This window comes from Candidatus Pantoea symbiotica (assembly GCF_056491525.1).
Genome location: NZ_JBSZHR010000002.1, coordinates 1,308,541 through 1,324,706, shown reverse-complemented (window position 1 = coordinate 1,324,706; position 16,166 = coordinate 1,308,541). Strand labels below are relative to the sequence as shown.

Here is a 16,166-nt window from a genome sequence, read left to right as displayed (position 1 = left end):
ATAGCGAAGAGCGCGTCGTCGAGCGGCTGCCGATAAGGTTCGTCGTGGTCGTCTGGTGGTGCAGGTGAACTCATGATGACTCAAAATAAAGGCGAGTTTTCGTGCAGGATTGCCGCTCAGAGTGTAATGCAATGTGCTTAAAGTTACAGGATTATTTCTGGCGGAGAAAATAACGGGGCGCAAGCGCCCCGTGAAGAACAGATTAGAAATCGTAGCTCAGTGAAACCTTCACCGTGCGCGGTTCACCCTGAGACAAATAGGTGCCGCTGTCATCGACGTTGGCCCAATATTTCTCATTGGTGACGTTATCCACGCCCACGCGCCACACCATATCGTTCTGGTTAACCTTCATGCGGTAACGCAGACCCAAATCCAGCGTGGTGTAATCATCCAGCTTCATGTTGTTTGCCAGATCAGCATATTGCGAGCCGGTGTAGTTCAGCAATGCCGTGGCAGTCAAACCATCAACTGGCTTGATGTCATACTCCGCACCCAGCGCCGCAGTGAAGCGCGGTACACCAATGGCGTTTTTGCCATTCTGATCGCTGTCACCGGTTTTGGTCATATCCGGATCGATCCAGGTGGCGCTGCTGTTGAGACGCAGGCCCAGCACCGGCTCACCGAATACGTTCAGCTCCACGCCACGGTTACGCTGCTCGCCATTCAGTTGGTAAACCGAATTGTTCAGCACGCCAACCGGCTGTTTGATTTCAAACAGCGCCAGCGATCCGCCAATGCGACCAAAGTCCGCTTTGACACCCACTTCGTTCTGCTTCGCATGTACGATGCCGGTCACGCTACCGTAGTTGGTGGCGGTAAACGGCGCGGCGGTGCCCGGCGTCAGCGATTCGGTATGGTTGGCATACAGCGAGATATTCTGCGTGGCTTTATACAGCAAACCGTACGCTGGCAACCAGCGGCTGCTGTCAAAACGTGTCGCGGTATCTTCAGCGCCGTCATAACCGTAGTTACGCACCACCACTTTCTGATGACGCGCGCCGACGGTTGCCAGCAAAGTGTCATCAAAGAAGCCCAGCGTATCGCTCAGCAGGTAGCCCTGCGAGCGTGAACGGTACGTGGTCAGTGGATCGCTGAACTTAGCGCCACCGGCAAACACGCTATCCGGTTCGGCCACATCCTGCGGGTTATAAATGTTCACATTGGCATCGTTGCCCGACGACATGCGATAGCTGTTTTTCGCATTCGCGGTCATTGCTGAATAGCCAAAGTTCACTTTATGCGTCACCGGACCGGTGGTGAAATCACCACGCAGGCCAACCATGCCGCTCATGTTGTCCTGCACGCGATTGGTACGGAAGCGGCCAATGGTGGCGTTGCCAGCGCTATCGAGGATCTTCGGAATGCCGTAGTTGCCCACTTCATGAGTGTGCTGCGCGCCGAGGCCCGCATAGGCGGTCCACTGATCGGTCAGATCGTATTCGGCTTTTGCCAGACCAAACTCCGACTCGATATCGCTGAACACCCAGTTCTGGCTGTAGTTTTTCGAGTTGGATGGCACATCAGGAATGAAATCGATGCCGCTGATGTTGATGCCGTTACGCGCATCGTGGAAGGTCTTTTTCTGGTAGCCGACGTCGAGCGACGTACGCAGACGATCGCCACGATAATCCAGGCCAAGTGACGCAGCGGTGGTGCGTTTCTTCTCGCCATCCACCTCCGTGCCGCCTTCGCGGTTAACCGCATTCAGACGCACGCCAAACTGGTTATTGTCGCCAAAACGACGGCCGATATCGGCGGTGCCGCCCACTTGTGAACCGGAAGTGTAATCCACGCCAATACGCGTCAGCGGCGTATCATCAGCGTGCTTCGGCTCAAGGTTAATCATGCCGCCGACGCCGCTCTCCGCCGAACCGTTCAGCAAGGCGTTAGCGCCTTTGAAGATTTCCACGCGATCAATCAGCGAGGCATCCATCACCTGACGCGGCACGATACCGGCCAGGCCGCCGTAGGTCATGGCATCGCCGTCCAGCTTGAAGCCGCGAATGCGATAACTCTCGGCAAAGTTGCCGTAGCCTTTCAGATTCTGCACGCCAGCATCGTTGCGCACCACATCACCGATGGTTTGCGCCTGCTGGTCCTGAATCATTTTCGAGGTAAAACCGATGACGTTGAACGGCACGTCCATGGCGTTTTGCTCACCCAGCATGCCGAGACGGCCGCCGTGTGCAACCTGGCCATCAAGGAACGCCGGTACCAGATCGTCGCCGCCTGGTTTGAAATCGGTTTGTGGTGTCGCGGTCACGGTCAGCGTCTGCTGCTCGTTTTTCGCGTTGGTTTGAGTTGTGGTGTTGGTGGTAGCAGCCATCACTGGCAAACAACCGGCGCTGACCATAACGGCCAACAGCGTCGGTTTCAGTCCGGGATTGAAAGGCATAGCGCGCATGGGATCCCCTAATGCAAACGAAGTGATAATCATTATTATTGCGGTTTGCGATTATGCGCAGTCGTTGCCCGAAAGCAAGAAAAATCCTACTTTCTGCGTTCACATTATGGAGAGGTGGTGCAACAAGTCGCCTGAGCGGTCATGTAGGGTCGCCATTCATGGCGACCTGCTATCAGGCCTCGCGCCAGCGTTTAAACACCAGCGAAGTATTAATACCGCCAAACGCGAAATTATTGGATTGGATATAATCCGTCTCAATCTGGCGCGCTTCGCCGATGATGTAATCAAGTTCACCGCATTCCGCTGCCGGTTGCGACAGATTCAGCGTCGGCGCAAACCAGCCTTCGCGCATCATCTCAATGCTCATCCAGGCTTCCAGCGCCCCGCACGCACCCAACGTATGACCAAAGTAGCTTTTCAGCGAAGAGATTGGTGTGCTATTGCCATAAATCGCCGCAGTGGCCTGACTCTCGGCGATATCGCCGCGATCGGTGGCGGTGCCGTGGGCGTTGATATAGCCGATCTGCTCCGCCGTAACACCGGCGGTTTTCAGCGCACGCTCGATACAAATCTGCATGGTTTCCCGCTGCGGCTGAGTGATATGCGCGGCATCGCAGTTGGTGTGAAAACCTACAAGCTCCGCATAAATGGTGGCTCCGCGCGCCTGCGCATGTTCCAGCGATTCGAGAATCAAAGTGCCCGCGCCTTCGCCAATCACTAAACCGTCGCGTTGCTGGTCAAACGGTGCGGGCGAGGTGTGCGGCGCGTCGTTGCGCTGGCTGGTGGCAAACAGCGTGTCAAACACCGCCGCTTCGGACGGACACAACTCTTCCGCGCCACCTGCCACCATCACGCTTTGATAACCGTGGCGAATCGCTTCCCACGCGTAACCAATCGCCTGGCTGCCCGAGGTACAGGCGCTGGACGTCGGAATCACCCGGCCGCGCAGACCGAAGAACAGACCCGCATTGACGGCGGTGGTGTGCGGCATCATCTGCACGTAAGTGGTACCGGTGATGTTGTTGGTGTGCTTTTCCGTCAGCATGGTGGCGAACTCACTCACCGGTCCGGTGCTGCCGGTTGAGGAACCGTAGGCAATGCCGGTTTCACCGTTGGTCAGCACCGGATGGTCGATCAAACCGGCCTGTTCCAGCGCGAGTTCGGTCGCGCGCGTCGCCATCAGTGAAACGCGGCCCATCGAGCGAATGCGTTTGCGCGTGTAATGCGCGGGCGGCGTAAAGTCGTCCACCGGCGCGCCAAGCAGCGTGTGCAAGCCGTCGTAAACCTGCCATTCCGGCATATGACGCACCGCATTTTTGCCCTGCCTGATCCGCTCAGCCACCGCGCTCCAGCTCTCACCAAAGGCAGTTACGCCGCCCATGCCGGTTACCACTACACGCTGAATCACAGCATACCTCCATTGATTGAAATCACCTGACGCGTGACGTAGCCCGCGATGTCCGACATTAAGTAGCTGGCCAATCCGGCGACTTCATCTGCCGCGCCCATGCGCTTCATCGGAATCAGCTTCATTGCTTCATCAATCACCAGCGGCTCAAGATCGGTCATGCCGGTATCAATCAAGCCGGGGGCGATGCAGTTCACGGTAATTTTGCGTTTCGCCAGCTCAATCGCCAGCGCTTTGGTGGCACCGATGATGCCCGCTTTGGCGGCGCTGTAGTTGACCTGGCCGCGATTGCCCATGATCCCCGATACCGAAGAGAGCGTAATAATGCGTCCGCCCTTGCGCAGGCCAATCATCGGCATCACGCACGGATGAATCACGTTGTAGAAGCTGTCGAGATTGGTGTGGATCACGCTGTCCCACTCATCATCGGTCAGCGCCGGGAACGCCGCATCGCGCGTGATGCCCGCATTGCTCACTACGCCGTAATAGGCGCCGTGCGCGGCAATGTCCTGTTCCAGCGCGTTGCGTGTGGCTTCGCGCTGCGCCACGTCAAACTGCAAGGTGCGCCCACATCCGCCCGCCGCCACAATTTCTGACAGCGTGTACGCTGCACCGGCGCTGTCGCGGTGATAATGCACCACAATCTCAAATCCATCCTGCGCCAGACGCTGTGCGATGGCGCGGCCAATTCCTTTACTTGCGCCGGTCACTAAAACGCTGCGTGTCATGGCTGAATTCCTTGTTGCAATTGAATTAACTCGTGTTCATTGGGCTGATAAGTATTCAGCCGCCCGCTGGCGATGATCGCGTCATCGCAGCGGATTTCCCCTTCAAAGCTGCCCAAGCGGTCGTCACGCATCAGCAGGCGCATTTCAACGCGCAGCGTGCTGTTGGCGGCGAAAAAGGCGCTGCTGGCACGATAGCCGCGTCCGCCAAGCAGCATGCCGGGACGAATCTCACTGTCGCCGCGCTGACGCGCATGAAATCCCGACCAGACGCCAACGGTCTGCGCCATGATCTCCACGCCGTACCACGCCGGTAAATCGCCCTGCGGCGTGAGAAACGGTGCCAGCACGCCCGTTGCGTTGATGCTGACTTCGCAGATCACGCTGTCGTCGGTGACCTGGATGACGCGATCCAGCAGCAGCATCGGCGCGCGATGCGGCAGATAGGCATCAACCGGCAGAAAATCACTCATGAGGCTTTCCTACAATCAGGCAGGTATTGTTCCCGCCAAAAGCAAACGAATTTGAGGCAATCACCGGACGCGCCAGCGTCTGCGGCGCGGTGATCAAACCGCATTCCGGCAGCGAGGTATCGCGTGCTGCCTGCGAGAAATCCTGTGGCGGCAGCGGCAGATGGTGCTGCAGAATCAGTGCAGCCAAAGCCGCTTCGGTCGCGCCCGCCGCGCCCAGCGTGTGGCCGGTAAGGTGTTTGGTTGAACTGCACGGCACGCTATCGCCAAACAGGCGATGAATCACCGCAGATTCCACCTGATCGTTCAGCGGCGTGGCGGTGCCGTGCAGGTTGATGTAACCGACATCCTGCGGCTGTAACCCCGCCTGTTGCAGCGCCATCCGCATGGCGCGCTCGGCACCGACGCCTTCCGGATGCGGCGCTGACATGTGCCACGCGTCCGACGATTCACCGCAGCCGAGCAGCGCCAATGGCTGCTGTTCGCGCGTCAGCAGCAGCAGCGCGGCAGCTTCGCCAATCGAAATGCCGTCGCGATCGGCGCTAAAAGGCGCGCAGTGACCTTCAGAGAGCGAATCCAGGCTGGCGAAGCCGTTAATCGGCATGCGGCTCAGCGAATCCGCGCCGCCCACCAGCGCCACATCCGCTAATCCGGCATCGATCAAACGTTGGCCGCTGATGATCGCGCGCGCGCTGGAGGAGCAGGCAGTAGAAATGGTGTAAGCCGGACCATCCAGTTCTAAATAGTGCGCCAGGAAGCGCGACGGATCGCCAAGCTCCTGCATGCGGTAATCGTAGCCCGGTAATGCGTCATCCACCTGACGATCGCCTTCATCGACGCCGGAGGTGCTGGTGCCGAGCACAATCGCCACGCGCTCGCGCCCATATTGCGCGATAGCCGCATCCAGTGCCGGGCGTATCTGCGCCAGCGCGGCCAGCAGCAGTTGATTGTTGCGGGTGTTATGCGCCGCCAGCGCAGCAGGAATCAGCGGCAACGCGCCCTGCACTTCGCCCAGCCAGCAGCGTTTGCCGTCCTGCAGCCAGCCGTCGCGCGGTTGCATGCCTGGCGCTTCACCGGCTTGCAGCTGCGCGGCAATCTGCGCCAGGTTATTGCCCAGCGCATTCACCATGCCAGAGGCGGAGATGTAGATCATGATGAGGCATCCAGATGTTGGATTTGAATCTGATAGCCAAAGGCGCGTTGATCGATGCTGATCGGCTCGCGCAACTCGCCGCGCTGCAGATAGCGAATCAGCATCACCACCTTACCGGACGGATCGCGCAGCTCGCGACGATCGTCGATGTCGGTTAACGTCCAGCCACGCGGCAACTGCGGCTGCCACGCGCTGATCGGCCAGTGGCTGAGCATTACATCCGCCAGCACCTGACTGGCGGGCGGCATTTCCGGCAGCGCTATCATCTGCTGCGTGTGAATGCCGTTTTTATCATAGGTGACGCGGAACAGGCGAATGCCAAGCGATGACAAACCGGCGAGGCTCAGCTGTTGCGAATCAGCGCTTAGCAGCACCAGCAGCGACTGGGTTTTGCCTTTGGCGTGGCCGGTCAGCAACTGCTGCTGCTGAAACGCTGGCGAAATGCCCGGCGCTGGCAGCGTGACGCGCACGCCCGGTTTCAGCCACGCGCTCGGTCGATTGAGATCGCTCTGATGCTGCGCGCAGCCGCTTACCAGCAGGCTCAACAGCAGCAAAATGCCCATTTTCATCGTTGCTTCCTTTTCCCCGGAGCCAGCGCCAGCGGCGCCAGCAAGAATGCACAAAAAATCCCGCTGCACAGCACGGTACCAAAACCGCTGATGGCGGCGGTGCTGCTGAACACCAGCATGCCGAGCGTTAACAGCGTGGTCATCATCGCCAGCGTCACCGCCAGCATCGAGGTTAACGGCGTGCCGCGCGGATTGCTGAAGAACAGCGTGTAATTAATGCCGATGCCCAGCACCAGAATCAGCGCCAGCAAGGCAAACAGATTGAGGCTCGCGCCGATCCAGCCCAAGGTCGCCAGCGCCGCCGCCAGCGACAGCCACGACGGCAGCGCGCTGCGCATGCCGGCTTTCACGCCCAGTCGCAGCATGTAGCTGGCGGTAATCAGCAATAACGCCAGCGCCAGCAATCCGCTCAGCAGCGTGCGCCAGAAGCGGAACAGTTCATCATAGCTGGCCTTGCGATCGACCCAGCTGACGCCCGCCTGTTGTGACGCCAGCTGCTGCAGCGCGGTGCTGTTTTTAACGCCGCCGATCGGCACCAGCACGCTGCTGCGTCCGTCCGGCAGCGACAGCCACAGCAGCCGCCAGCCTTCACTCAGCGGGCTCGCCAACCAGTCGGCGGCGGTCACCGGCATGGAGCTGAGATTGGCATTCGCCACCGTGATGCCCGCCTGCTTCAACCGTTGCAGAATGGTGGGTACGGCCTGCTGTAGCAGCGCCACATCCTGCTGCTGCTGCGCCAGCGAACTGAGTGGCAGCACGCGATAACTCGCAAACCAGCCTTGCTGCTGCGCCTGCTGCAGCTGCGGTGCCAGCGCGCTCAGCCGCTGCAATGCTTGCTGTTCATCATCGCCCCACACCACAAACCAGGTTTGATCGGCCTGCTGACCGGTCAGTTGCGCCAGCTGACGATCCTGCGCTAACAGTTGCGCCGGTGCGCTTTGCAGATGCGCAATATCATCATCGACCTTAAGTTGCAGCATGCCGCTCAGCGCATAGATCGCCACCAGCGCCGGTAAGCCGCGCTTCAGCCAGTTATTGCGCCGCCACGCGGCCAGCCAGCGCGCCAGCCACACCATTGCCGGAATCGGTCGCACCGGTAAACCGCGCACCAGCCACGGATAAAAACAGATCACCGTCAGGCAGGAAGCGCTCAATCCGCTGGCAGCAAACACCGCCAGCTGGCGCAAGCCGGGGAACGGTGCCAGTAGCATCAGCAGCCAGGCAATCGCTGTGGTGCCCAGCGCCAGCAGCAGCGTGCCGCGTACCTTATGCAAACTTTGCCACGGCGTGGCCTGCTCGCCGTGCACCATGCGTTCCGTCAGGTAGTAGAGCGTATAATCGGCCGAGATACCGACAATGCTGAGGCTCATCACTAAGGTGGTGAGGTGCAGCTCACCAAAACACAGCAGCGTTAGCACCGTGCCCGCCATCGCGCCAATCGCCACCGACAGTGCACAGAGCGCCAGCGGCCGCAACGAACGGAAAACCAGCCACACCAGCAGCAGCAATCCCGCTAACGTCGCGCTGCCAAGGGTTTCAACATCACGCTGCGCGCGCTGGCTGGCATCGTCGCTAAACAGCACCGTGCCACGCGTCAGCAGTTGCGCATCCGGCCAGCGAGTTTTCAGCTGTTGCTCTAGCTGATTGAGCGCGGTCACCAGCTGATGGCTCTCTTTGATACTGAAAGCATTGCTCGCCAGTTCGCCGTGAAGGAAATACCAGCGGCGCTGCTGCGCATCGTTGACCGTCAGCCAGCCGTTATGCAGCAGCATTTTGTTGGCACTCTGCTGCATCGCCAGCTGTGCGCCGCGCACCAGCAGCAGCGGATCGTTGCCGATCTCTTTGCTGCCGACGCCCGCGAAGGCCGAGAAAAGCTGCGCCAGAATCCAGTCAGCCTGCGTGCCGCCGCCGTTCTGCAAGCGTGCGCGCGTGGCCGGATCGATCAAACCATTGCGATGCTGAAACGCATAGGCGCCCCAACGCTGCATTTGATCGTCATCCAGCGCGCCGCTGACCTGTTTCAGCATCGGCAAGGCTTGCAGCTGCGCTTGCCACCAGGCCGCGACCGCATCGCCGTCTTGATTGTTGGCGCTCACCAGCCACACCAGTTGACGATCGAGGCGCTGCATAAAGCCGTGCTGGATCTCCGCTGGTGCCTGGCCGAGATTCTGCTGCGGCAATAACGCCAGCACGCTGCTGTTCAGCTGGCTGCGCGGCAGCAAAACCGCCAGCGCCAGCGCTAACGTCAGGCACACCGCCAGCCACAGCAGCGCAACGGTTTTCTCACTGCGCTGGGGCAAAACGGGCTCGCTCTTCATCAGTCAATTGTTTAGGTTCGGTGCGAGTAGCGCTTAGGGTGATTTCGGTTTTATCGCCCTGCTTGTCATCCAGCGTGATGCGGTTGAGGAACGCTTCGCCCTGCAGATCGATACGGTTAAAGATCTTATTCAACGGCGCGGCTTTCGGCGTCAGGCCCAGCTGCCAGCGGTTGTTGCCCAAATCGTGGAAATCGAGTTCAAAGTTCTCACGCAGTACCTTTTCATCCGCCTGGAACAGCGCGCGCAACAGATGGTTGAACTGGAACATCTGCGGATTGCTGTCGGCGGTGATCACCTGCGGCGGCTGGCCGCTCATGCTCTGCACCATGCGCTTGTCATCGAGGATCAGCATCAGCGGGAACGGCGTGGCTTGCTGCCACCACAAACCCTGCTGCTGAGCGATCAGCAACTGACCGCGTGATACCAGCGGCTGCGCCATGCCAGCAATGGTGCGCACCTGAACAAAATTGGCGCGGATCACCGGTTGACTGGCGAAGCGCTGTTGCAGCTGCTCAAGCGTGACCGCGCTGGCGTTGGCACAGATCACCAGCAGCAGCAGACAAAGGGTTCTGATCACGGTTTCACTCCCAGGCGTTCAAACAGAATATCGGGCGAGACAAAACACATCTCCTGCGTGGCCGCATGCACCGCCACTTGCAGCGTGTGTGCTTTGGTGGTCACCTGCCCCGCCGCATTGCGAATCACGTAATCGATGCGCAAACGGTTTTCGTATTCGCTGATACTGGCGGCGACGCGCACCACCTCTTCGCAGCGCAGCGGTTGGCGGTATTTCACGTGGGTATCCACCACCGGCCAGACGTAGCCGCTGGCGGCCATTTCGCTGTAGCTGTAATTGACGCTGCGCAGCAAGGCTTCGCGCGCCACTTCAAAAAAGCGGAAATAGTTGCCGTGCCACACCACGCCCATCGGATCGCAGTCGTGAAACGACACGGTAATTTCCACTTCAGCGCGGTAGTTGCTTTCACTCATCGCGGCTTTTCTCCTCGGGCAACGTCCAGAAATCGTAAAAGTTAAACCAGTCCAGCGGCGCCATCAGCGCGTGCTGTTGTAACCGTTCGGCGTAGCGATCGACCGTGGCTTGTAACGCCTGCTGGCGCTGCGCACGCGGCAGCGAGAGCGGATCGGCGAAGGCTTCGCAGTGCACCCGCAACCGGCCCTGTTCGCGCAGGGCGAACATCAGCAGCACCGGACAGCGCAACGCTGCCGCCAGCACAAAAGGCCCCTGCGGAAACGGTGCGCGCTGGCCCATAAATTCGCTCCACACCACGCGACGCTCGCCGCCGCGCTGGCGATGCACGGCGGTACGATCGCCAACAATCGCCACCCATTCGCCGGCATCGAGTTTTTGCTGCAGCAGAATGGCGGTGTCCGGGCCGATATCGGTGACCGGCATCAGATTCACGCCCGCCTGTGGCGCAATGCTCTCCAGCACCTCGCGGAAGCGCTGCGCATTGTCGGTAAACACCAGCGCGTTAATCACCAATCCGCTGACCTGTTTGGCCATCGCGCGGCAGGCTTCGATATCACCGAGATGCGAGGCGAGAATCAAATGACCTTTGCCTTCGGCGGCGCGAATGGTGGCTTCAGCACCGGGCGCGAAATCAATGTCGCGTCCCCATTGCAGATCGCCGCGCCAGCTGGCGACTTTATCCAGCATGCTGTAGCCGAAACGCAGAAAGTGACGATAGCTGTTGAGCGGCGCAGGCAACGCGATGTTCTGCTGTTGCGCCACCGCCTGCACCCGCGTCAGCCACTGCTGCGAGGCGGCGCGCGCGGTGCGTCCGGTTAGCCAGTAAACCGCCACCACCGGCCACAGCAGCAAGATAAAAGGTAAGCGCCCGGCACGGCGATAGAGCCACAGCATAAAGCGCAAACCGCTCTGACCGCGCCGTTCCGGCGTCGCCGACCAGTGCTGCGCATCGCCACGCTGACGCAGCAATTGCGGGATGCGCGGCAACATGCCGAAGAACAGGCGCGTATGCATCCATGAGATGCGCAGGTTGTCACGCAGCGCATCAAAGTGCGACACGCCGCTGGCCGGATAGGTCACGCGGGTGGTGATAAAACGGCTCGGCGTGCCCTGCCAATAGAGGCGCACCATGATTTCGGTATCGAAATCCATGCGCTGCCCAATCGGGCGCCGATCGCACAACGCCAGCGACGGTGCGAGCGGATAGACGCGGAAGCCGCACATGCTGTCTTTCAGCGAAAACGACAGCGTTTCCACCCACACCCAGAAATGGGTGATGTAGCGGCCATACAGGCGCGATTTGGGAATCGAAGCGTCGTAAAGCGGCTGACCGGAGATCAGGCAGTGCGGATAACGCTGTGCTTCGGCTAGCATGCGTGGCGTGTCTTCCACCTGATGCTGACCATCGGCATCGAGCTGCAGCGCGTGGCTATAACCCGCCGCCGCCGCCGCGCGCAGGCCGGCAATCACCGCCGCGCCTTTGCCCTGATTATGCGGTAGCGTCAGCACCTGCAACTGCGGCGCATCCAGCGCCGCAATCTGCTGTTTGGTGATGGCATCGCTGCCGTCATCCACCAGAATCACCGGCAAATTAAACGGTGCCAGCCGCGCCAGCACCGACGCCAGCATCGCGCCGTGGTTATAGCAGGGAATTAATACGCAAGGCATGAAGTCAGGGCTTAACACAGGCTGATCTTCCCGCTGCTGGCGATCGTCGCTACGTCGCCATTGATCAGGCTGTAGCTGAAACTGAGCAGCGATTTATCTGCCTGCCACTGCAGCTGTAATTGCAGTTCGGCATCCGGCGGCACCGGCTGCTGGAACTTAATATTGTCGATGGCGGCAAAGGATTTCCCGACAGCTAAACGCGTCAGGCCGTAATGCAGCGCCCAGTCGAGCTGCGCCACGCCCGGCAAAATCGGCAGCGTAGGGAAATGGCCGCGAAACCAAAACAGATCGGCGGCAACGTGCAGGCGCAATGTCAGTGCATCGCCCTGCTGTTCGGCATGCAGTTCAACCGGCAACATCAAACAACTCCTCAATTTGTGGCCAGGCGCGTTTACTCTGTGCGGTGACAGGAATGGTTGTCACCACGCGCCAGTAGCGCGGCATCGCCACCGGCTCCAGCCAGGGTTGCAGCGCGCGTTTCCACTCCATTTTTAGCTGATGCAGCGCCGCCGCATCCAGCATCTCAGGCAGCGCCAGCACCACGCCAATCGCGTGACGACCGTGACGCTGAATCGCCAGCGCGGCGGCATCGTCTACGCCGGGCAACGCCAGCAGGCGGCGTTCAATTTCACTTAGCGAGACGCGCTTATCTTCAATCTTCACCACGCGATCCTGCCGTCCCGCCAACTGAAACTGGCCGGACGGCTGCTGCACGATACGATCGTCGAGCGCGCAACCGGCATCAGTTTCCAGCAAAGCGGAAAACACCCGCCAGCGTCCGGCTTCCTGCTCACGCAAGGTAATTTGCGGGAAACAGTGCCACAGTGCGTTCTCCTTGCTGGCGCAGCGCCAGCCAATCACACCGGTTTCAGTGCTGCCATAAATTTCATCAACCGTGCAGCTCAGCGCCTGTTGCGCATGCTGCGCCGCCGTCCACGGCAACGCGCCACCGGCGGAGACGATCAGCTCACAGCGCGGCCCGGCCAGCGCAGGATCGAGACGACGTAAAAACGCCGGGCTGCTAATAAACGCGTAGCGACGATCGGCTGATTGGTCGGCCAGCTGTTCGCTGTAGAAAATTTGCTGCGCGGCGAAGGGTAAACCCAGCGCCATCGGCAGCACGATACGAAAACTCAGGCCATACAGATGTTGATGGCTGACGGAGGCAATCACATGGCAATCACGTAAGCGTGTGCCCCACAAGGTGTTGAGCCAGCGGGCTTCGAGATCCAGCGCGCGCAGCGATTTCACCACGCGACGCGGCGTGCCGGTCGAACCGGACGTGAACAGCACCATCGTGGCGTCGGCGGCGATCGGCGGTAATGCGTCGCTCGCCAACGCGCCATCCCAGCGCAGCTGCGGCAGCGAGACCGCCAACGGCATATCGCTGATCACACCATCGAGGCTGTCGGCCATCTCTTCCAGCTGGGCCGCGCGACAGTGCCCGGGGATCACCGGCGTTTTACCGGCGTGCCACAGCGCCAGCAGCGCGGCGGTGAAGGCATAACTGTTGTCAAAACACAGCGCCCAATATTGGCCGGGCTGATTTTGCAGCCGATCAACCAGCGCCTGCACCTGCTGACGCAAAGTGTGCAGCGTATATTGTTGTTGGCCGTGCCAGGCCACAATGCGATCCGGCGCGCTGAGCCAGTCGCGAAGGCTATGTAGGTTCATGCCTGTTTCCTTATGCGCTGACGCAGCAGCCATTCGCCGCCCATCAGCGTGCCCATCAGCAAATAGCTGATGCACCCATTCCAGAGTGTCCAAAGCGTGACATCATTGAGCAGGCAGGTGAGCAACGCCACGCTGCCGTTGAAGATGAAAAAGCCGCACCACACTTGCGTCACGCGGCGGGTATAATGCACCGCGCGCGGCGGCAGATCCGGTTCGCGCAGCCGCGCCAGCCGCTCCACCAGCGGCATTGGGCTCCACAATGACGCGCCAAACAGCAGCAGCATCAGCGCATTGACCACCAGCGGATACCACAACAGCAGATGTTGCGATCGCAGCAGCAGGCTGGCGAGGCATAACGCGCTGCCGACCAGCGCCAGCAGCAGCATCACGCGCGCCATCGGCCCGGCGGCACGGCGCAGCGTCCAGACGCGCAGCACAAACAGCAGCGCCAGCAGAGCCGTCACGCCGCGCCACTGTGGCTGGGTGATGGTTAACCACACCAGAAACGGCCACGCCAGCAGCGCCACGCCGTTTAGCAGCCGCAGCAGCATACGATCAGGCTTCGTCGCGCATCAGTTGGTCGACGGCATCCACCACGTCCTGCACGGTACGCACCGCGCGGAAGGTTTCCGGTTTGATCTTACGGCCGGTACGCTTTTGCAGATGCACCACCATATCCACCGCATCGATGCTATCCAGCTCGAGGTCTTCATACAGGCGAGCGTCCGGACGAATATCCTCCGGCTCAATTTCAAACAGCGAGGTGAGCAACGAAGCCACTTCCTGGTAAATCTCGTTTTTGTTCATCATGTTGGCTGTTCTCAGGCTTGCTGTTGTTCAACAAACGCGGCCAGTGTAGCCACGGAAAAAAAGTGCGCGCGCAGCGTTTCGCTCTCGGCTGAGAGCTGTACGCCGAAGCGATTTTTCACCGCCAGTCCCAGCTCCAGCGCATCGATTGAATCGAGGCCCAGCCCCTCGCCAAACAGTGGCGCGTCGGTTTCGATGTCGTCAGGGCTGATATCTTCCAGATTCAGCGTGTCGATAATCATCTGTTTGATGTCGTTAATCAGTACTTGCATAACTTAGTTGGTCTCGTCAGGCACCAGCGCCTGTTGCAGATGACGCGTCAGACGACGTGCGGCCAGCGGCTGCGCATCCTCTTCGGCTTCACTAAAGGCGTGGCTAGCAATACGCGATTGTACGCGTACAGTAAAAATCGGTTTAACCAGCGGAATCTGATACCAGCGGCTTTGCTTATCGAGCATGCGCTCGGTGCAGCTAATGTGTACCACGCGCAGATCGCAGCCAGCGCGCACCGCAATGTTGGCAGCTCCGCGCTGTAACTTCAGCGGCTCGCCATAACGCGTGCGCGTACCTTCCGGGAAAATCAGGATGGTATCGCCGCGCGCCAGACGCTGTTGGCTGTCCGGCAGCAGCGTATCGGCTTCGCTGTTAATCAGGTAATCGGCGGCGCGAATCACGCCACGGAAGAAAATGTTGTGCTGCAGCTCGGCTTTTACCAGGCAATCCATCTCCGGCAGCACCGACGCGATCATCACGTAATCGATCAATGACGGATGGTTGGCGACGATCAGGCAGCCGCGATCCTGCCGCAGCTGTTCTGCGCCAATGATCTGGTAATCGTACACGCCGACAAAACGGCAGAAACGCAAGAAGCAGCGGAAGCTCCACGCAATGCTGCTGCGGGCGATGTGGCGACGGCGCAGGCCATCGCGCTGTACCAGTAACAGCAGATTGAACCAGATCAGCGATAGCAGCAGGCCGCCCACGCTGAACAGCGTGAAGCTGACGGCGGTCATCACCAGCCGCCAGTAATAGTTGAAACCAGGACGCGCCTGCGCCAGCGAATTATCCACCATGCTGACGCTCCCAATGCCATTGATGGCGTTCGCCAGCCACGCTAAAACCTGCCGTGTTGCGCAGCATCGCCGCCAGGAATTGCAGACTTTGCGGCAGAACGTCATGCGGCTCAGTGGGTTTGCCCGCCTGCGCTTCGCAGCGCCACGCCTCGCCCGCGCGCAGCAGCAGCGCCACCGCGTAAGGCGCATTAAAGCGATCGATTTCCGGCAGCCACGGCCGATAGTAATCCGGCACCACGCCGTCAAAATCCACCAGCAGCACCTGCGCGTAACCCGCCTGATGTAGCGTCGCTACTTCAATCAATCCTTGCTGGAAGCTATCGATACCGGCCGAAATCGAGGATGAAACCAGCGGCTGACGCGCGGCGATGGTCAAACTGCCTACCGCAGAGTTGTGGACCGACATGGCGAAATCGGTCGGCGACAGCGCTTGCTGTTCCGCCAGCGCGGTAAGAATGCGCAGATTGCGTTCCAGTTCGCCGTGGCGACTGGTGAAGACGATGGCGTCCACGCTTTGCCGCGCCACTAGCGCCAGCCCGCACTCAACCGCTGCACGGCTGCCTGGGCTGAGACGACGCGCGGTCATCATCGGCAAAAATTGGGGTTTCGCGATAGGTTGCGTGGCATCTAACGCCGGTGCCTGTTGCGCCCAACGTTGCCACTCTTCTGCGGTGCTGTTGCCCGGCGCGATGGCGTGCCAGTCAACAAGGGAGTAAGCGAGTTTCATACCTGTATTCTTTCTTCAGCCTCAGGGATGGTCAGATTTTCGCTGCGCGGCATCCCTTCCTTGCTCTCAATACCCGTCATCCCATGCGGATGTCGCCGATTAACAAGGCGGGCACATGGCCCGCCTGTTTCTATTTCGGCAGCGTGTCGGCTAACTTTACAACATTATGTCAGCAATCA

At 60.0% G+C, this 16,166-nt stretch carries 17 protein-coding genes; all 17 read right to left on the bottom strand.

Features of this window, described 5'->3' with window-relative positions:
* Positions 1 to 202 precede the first annotated feature (202 nt).
* Positions 203 to 2,404, bottom strand: coding sequence for a TonB-dependent receptor (locus ACXIZX_RS06690; protein ID WP_179451287.1), 2,202 nt, complete (start codon positions 2,402 to 2,404; stop codon positions 203 to 205).
* Positions 2,405 to 2,576: 172 nt separating this feature from the next.
* The gene (locus ACXIZX_RS06685) at positions 2,577 to 3,812 is read right to left on the bottom strand and encodes a beta-ketoacyl-ACP synthase (protein ID WP_179451288.1); all 1,236 of its coding nucleotides are present in this window, start codon (positions 3,810 to 3,812) and stop codon (positions 2,577 to 2,579) included.
* A complete protein-coding gene (locus ACXIZX_RS06680; RefSeq protein WP_179451289.1) occupies positions 3,809 to 4,540 on the bottom strand; it encodes a 3-ketoacyl-ACP reductase FabG2 in 732 nt (243 codons plus the stop codon). The genes ACXIZX_RS06685 and ACXIZX_RS06680 overlap by 4 nt, the downstream gene beginning before the upstream one ends.
* A complete protein-coding gene (locus tag ACXIZX_RS06675) occupies positions 4,537 to 5,010 on the bottom strand; it encodes a hotdog family protein (RefSeq protein ID WP_179451290.1) in 474 nt (157 codons plus the stop codon). The genes ACXIZX_RS06680 and ACXIZX_RS06675 overlap by 4 nt, the downstream gene beginning before the upstream one ends.
* Positions 5,003 to 6,160, bottom strand: a complete 1,158-nt coding sequence (locus ACXIZX_RS06670; RefSeq protein WP_179451291.1) for a beta-ketoacyl-[acyl-carrier-protein] synthase family protein — start codon at positions 6,158 to 6,160, stop codon at positions 5,003 to 5,005. Before ACXIZX_RS06670 ends, ACXIZX_RS06675 begins: the two co-directional genes overlap by 8 nt.
* Complete coding sequence (locus tag ACXIZX_RS06665) at positions 6,157 to 6,729, bottom strand: DUF3261 domain-containing protein (RefSeq protein ID WP_479403823.1); 573 nt, start codon at positions 6,727 to 6,729, stop codon at positions 6,157 to 6,159. Before ACXIZX_RS06665 ends, ACXIZX_RS06670 begins: the two co-directional genes overlap by 4 nt.
* Entirely contained in the window at positions 6,726 to 9,047 is a 2,322-nt protein-coding gene (locus ACXIZX_RS06660) for an MMPL family transporter (RefSeq protein ID WP_179451293.1), read from the bottom strand. The genes ACXIZX_RS06665 and ACXIZX_RS06660 overlap by 4 nt, the downstream gene beginning before the upstream one ends.
* A complete protein-coding gene (locus ACXIZX_RS06655; RefSeq protein ID WP_370463588.1) occupies positions 9,013 to 9,621 on the bottom strand; it encodes an outer membrane lipoprotein carrier protein LolA in 609 nt (202 codons plus the stop codon). The genes ACXIZX_RS06660 and ACXIZX_RS06655 overlap by 35 nt, the downstream gene beginning before the upstream one ends.
* Complete coding sequence (locus ACXIZX_RS06650) at positions 9,621 to 10,037, bottom strand: acyl-CoA thioesterase (protein ID WP_179451295.1); 417 nt, start codon at positions 10,035 to 10,037, stop codon at positions 9,621 to 9,623. Before ACXIZX_RS06650 ends, ACXIZX_RS06655 begins: the two co-directional genes overlap by 1 nt.
* Complete coding sequence (locus ACXIZX_RS06645; RefSeq protein WP_479403822.1) at positions 10,030 to 11,706, bottom strand: glycosyltransferase family 2 protein; 1,677 nt, start codon at positions 11,704 to 11,706, stop codon at positions 10,030 to 10,032. The genes ACXIZX_RS06650 and ACXIZX_RS06645 overlap by 8 nt, the downstream gene beginning before the upstream one ends.
* Positions 11,707 to 11,717: 11 nt before the next feature.
* On the bottom strand, positions 11,718 to 12,065 hold the full coding sequence (locus tag ACXIZX_RS06640) for an ApeI family dehydratase (RefSeq protein ID WP_479403821.1): 348 nt from the start codon (positions 12,063 to 12,065) through the stop codon (positions 11,718 to 11,720).
* Positions 12,052 to 13,380: an AMP-binding protein gene (locus ACXIZX_RS06635; protein ID WP_479403820.1), complete on the bottom strand. Its 1,329-nt coding sequence runs from the start codon at positions 13,378 to 13,380 to the stop codon at positions 12,052 to 12,054. Before ACXIZX_RS06635 ends, ACXIZX_RS06640 begins: the two co-directional genes overlap by 14 nt.
* Positions 13,377 to 13,931: a COG4648 family protein gene (locus tag ACXIZX_RS06630; protein WP_479403819.1), complete on the bottom strand. Its 555-nt coding sequence runs from the start codon at positions 13,929 to 13,931 to the stop codon at positions 13,377 to 13,379. Before ACXIZX_RS06630 ends, ACXIZX_RS06635 begins: the two co-directional genes overlap by 4 nt.
* Positions 13,932 to 13,935: 4 nt before the next feature.
* The gene (locus tag ACXIZX_RS06625) at positions 13,936 to 14,190 is read right to left on the bottom strand and encodes an acyl carrier protein (protein ID WP_008102294.1); all 255 of its coding nucleotides are present in this window, start codon (positions 14,188 to 14,190) and stop codon (positions 13,936 to 13,938) included.
* Between the two features lie 11 nt (positions 14,191 to 14,201).
* A complete protein-coding gene (locus tag ACXIZX_RS06620; RefSeq protein WP_007887282.1) occupies positions 14,202 to 14,459 on the bottom strand; it encodes a phosphopantetheine-binding protein in 258 nt (85 codons plus the stop codon).
* A 3-nt stretch (positions 14,460 to 14,462) separates the two neighbouring features.
* Positions 14,463 to 15,260, bottom strand: a complete 798-nt coding sequence (locus ACXIZX_RS06615) for a lysophospholipid acyltransferase family protein (protein ID WP_008102296.1) — start codon at positions 15,258 to 15,260, stop codon at positions 14,463 to 14,465.
* On the bottom strand, positions 15,250 to 15,987 hold the full coding sequence (locus tag ACXIZX_RS06610; RefSeq protein ID WP_479403818.1) for a beta-ketoacyl synthase chain length factor: 738 nt from the start codon (positions 15,985 to 15,987) through the stop codon (positions 15,250 to 15,252). Before ACXIZX_RS06610 ends, ACXIZX_RS06615 begins: the two co-directional genes overlap by 11 nt.
* Between the last annotated feature and the right edge of the window lie 179 nt (positions 15,988 to 16,166).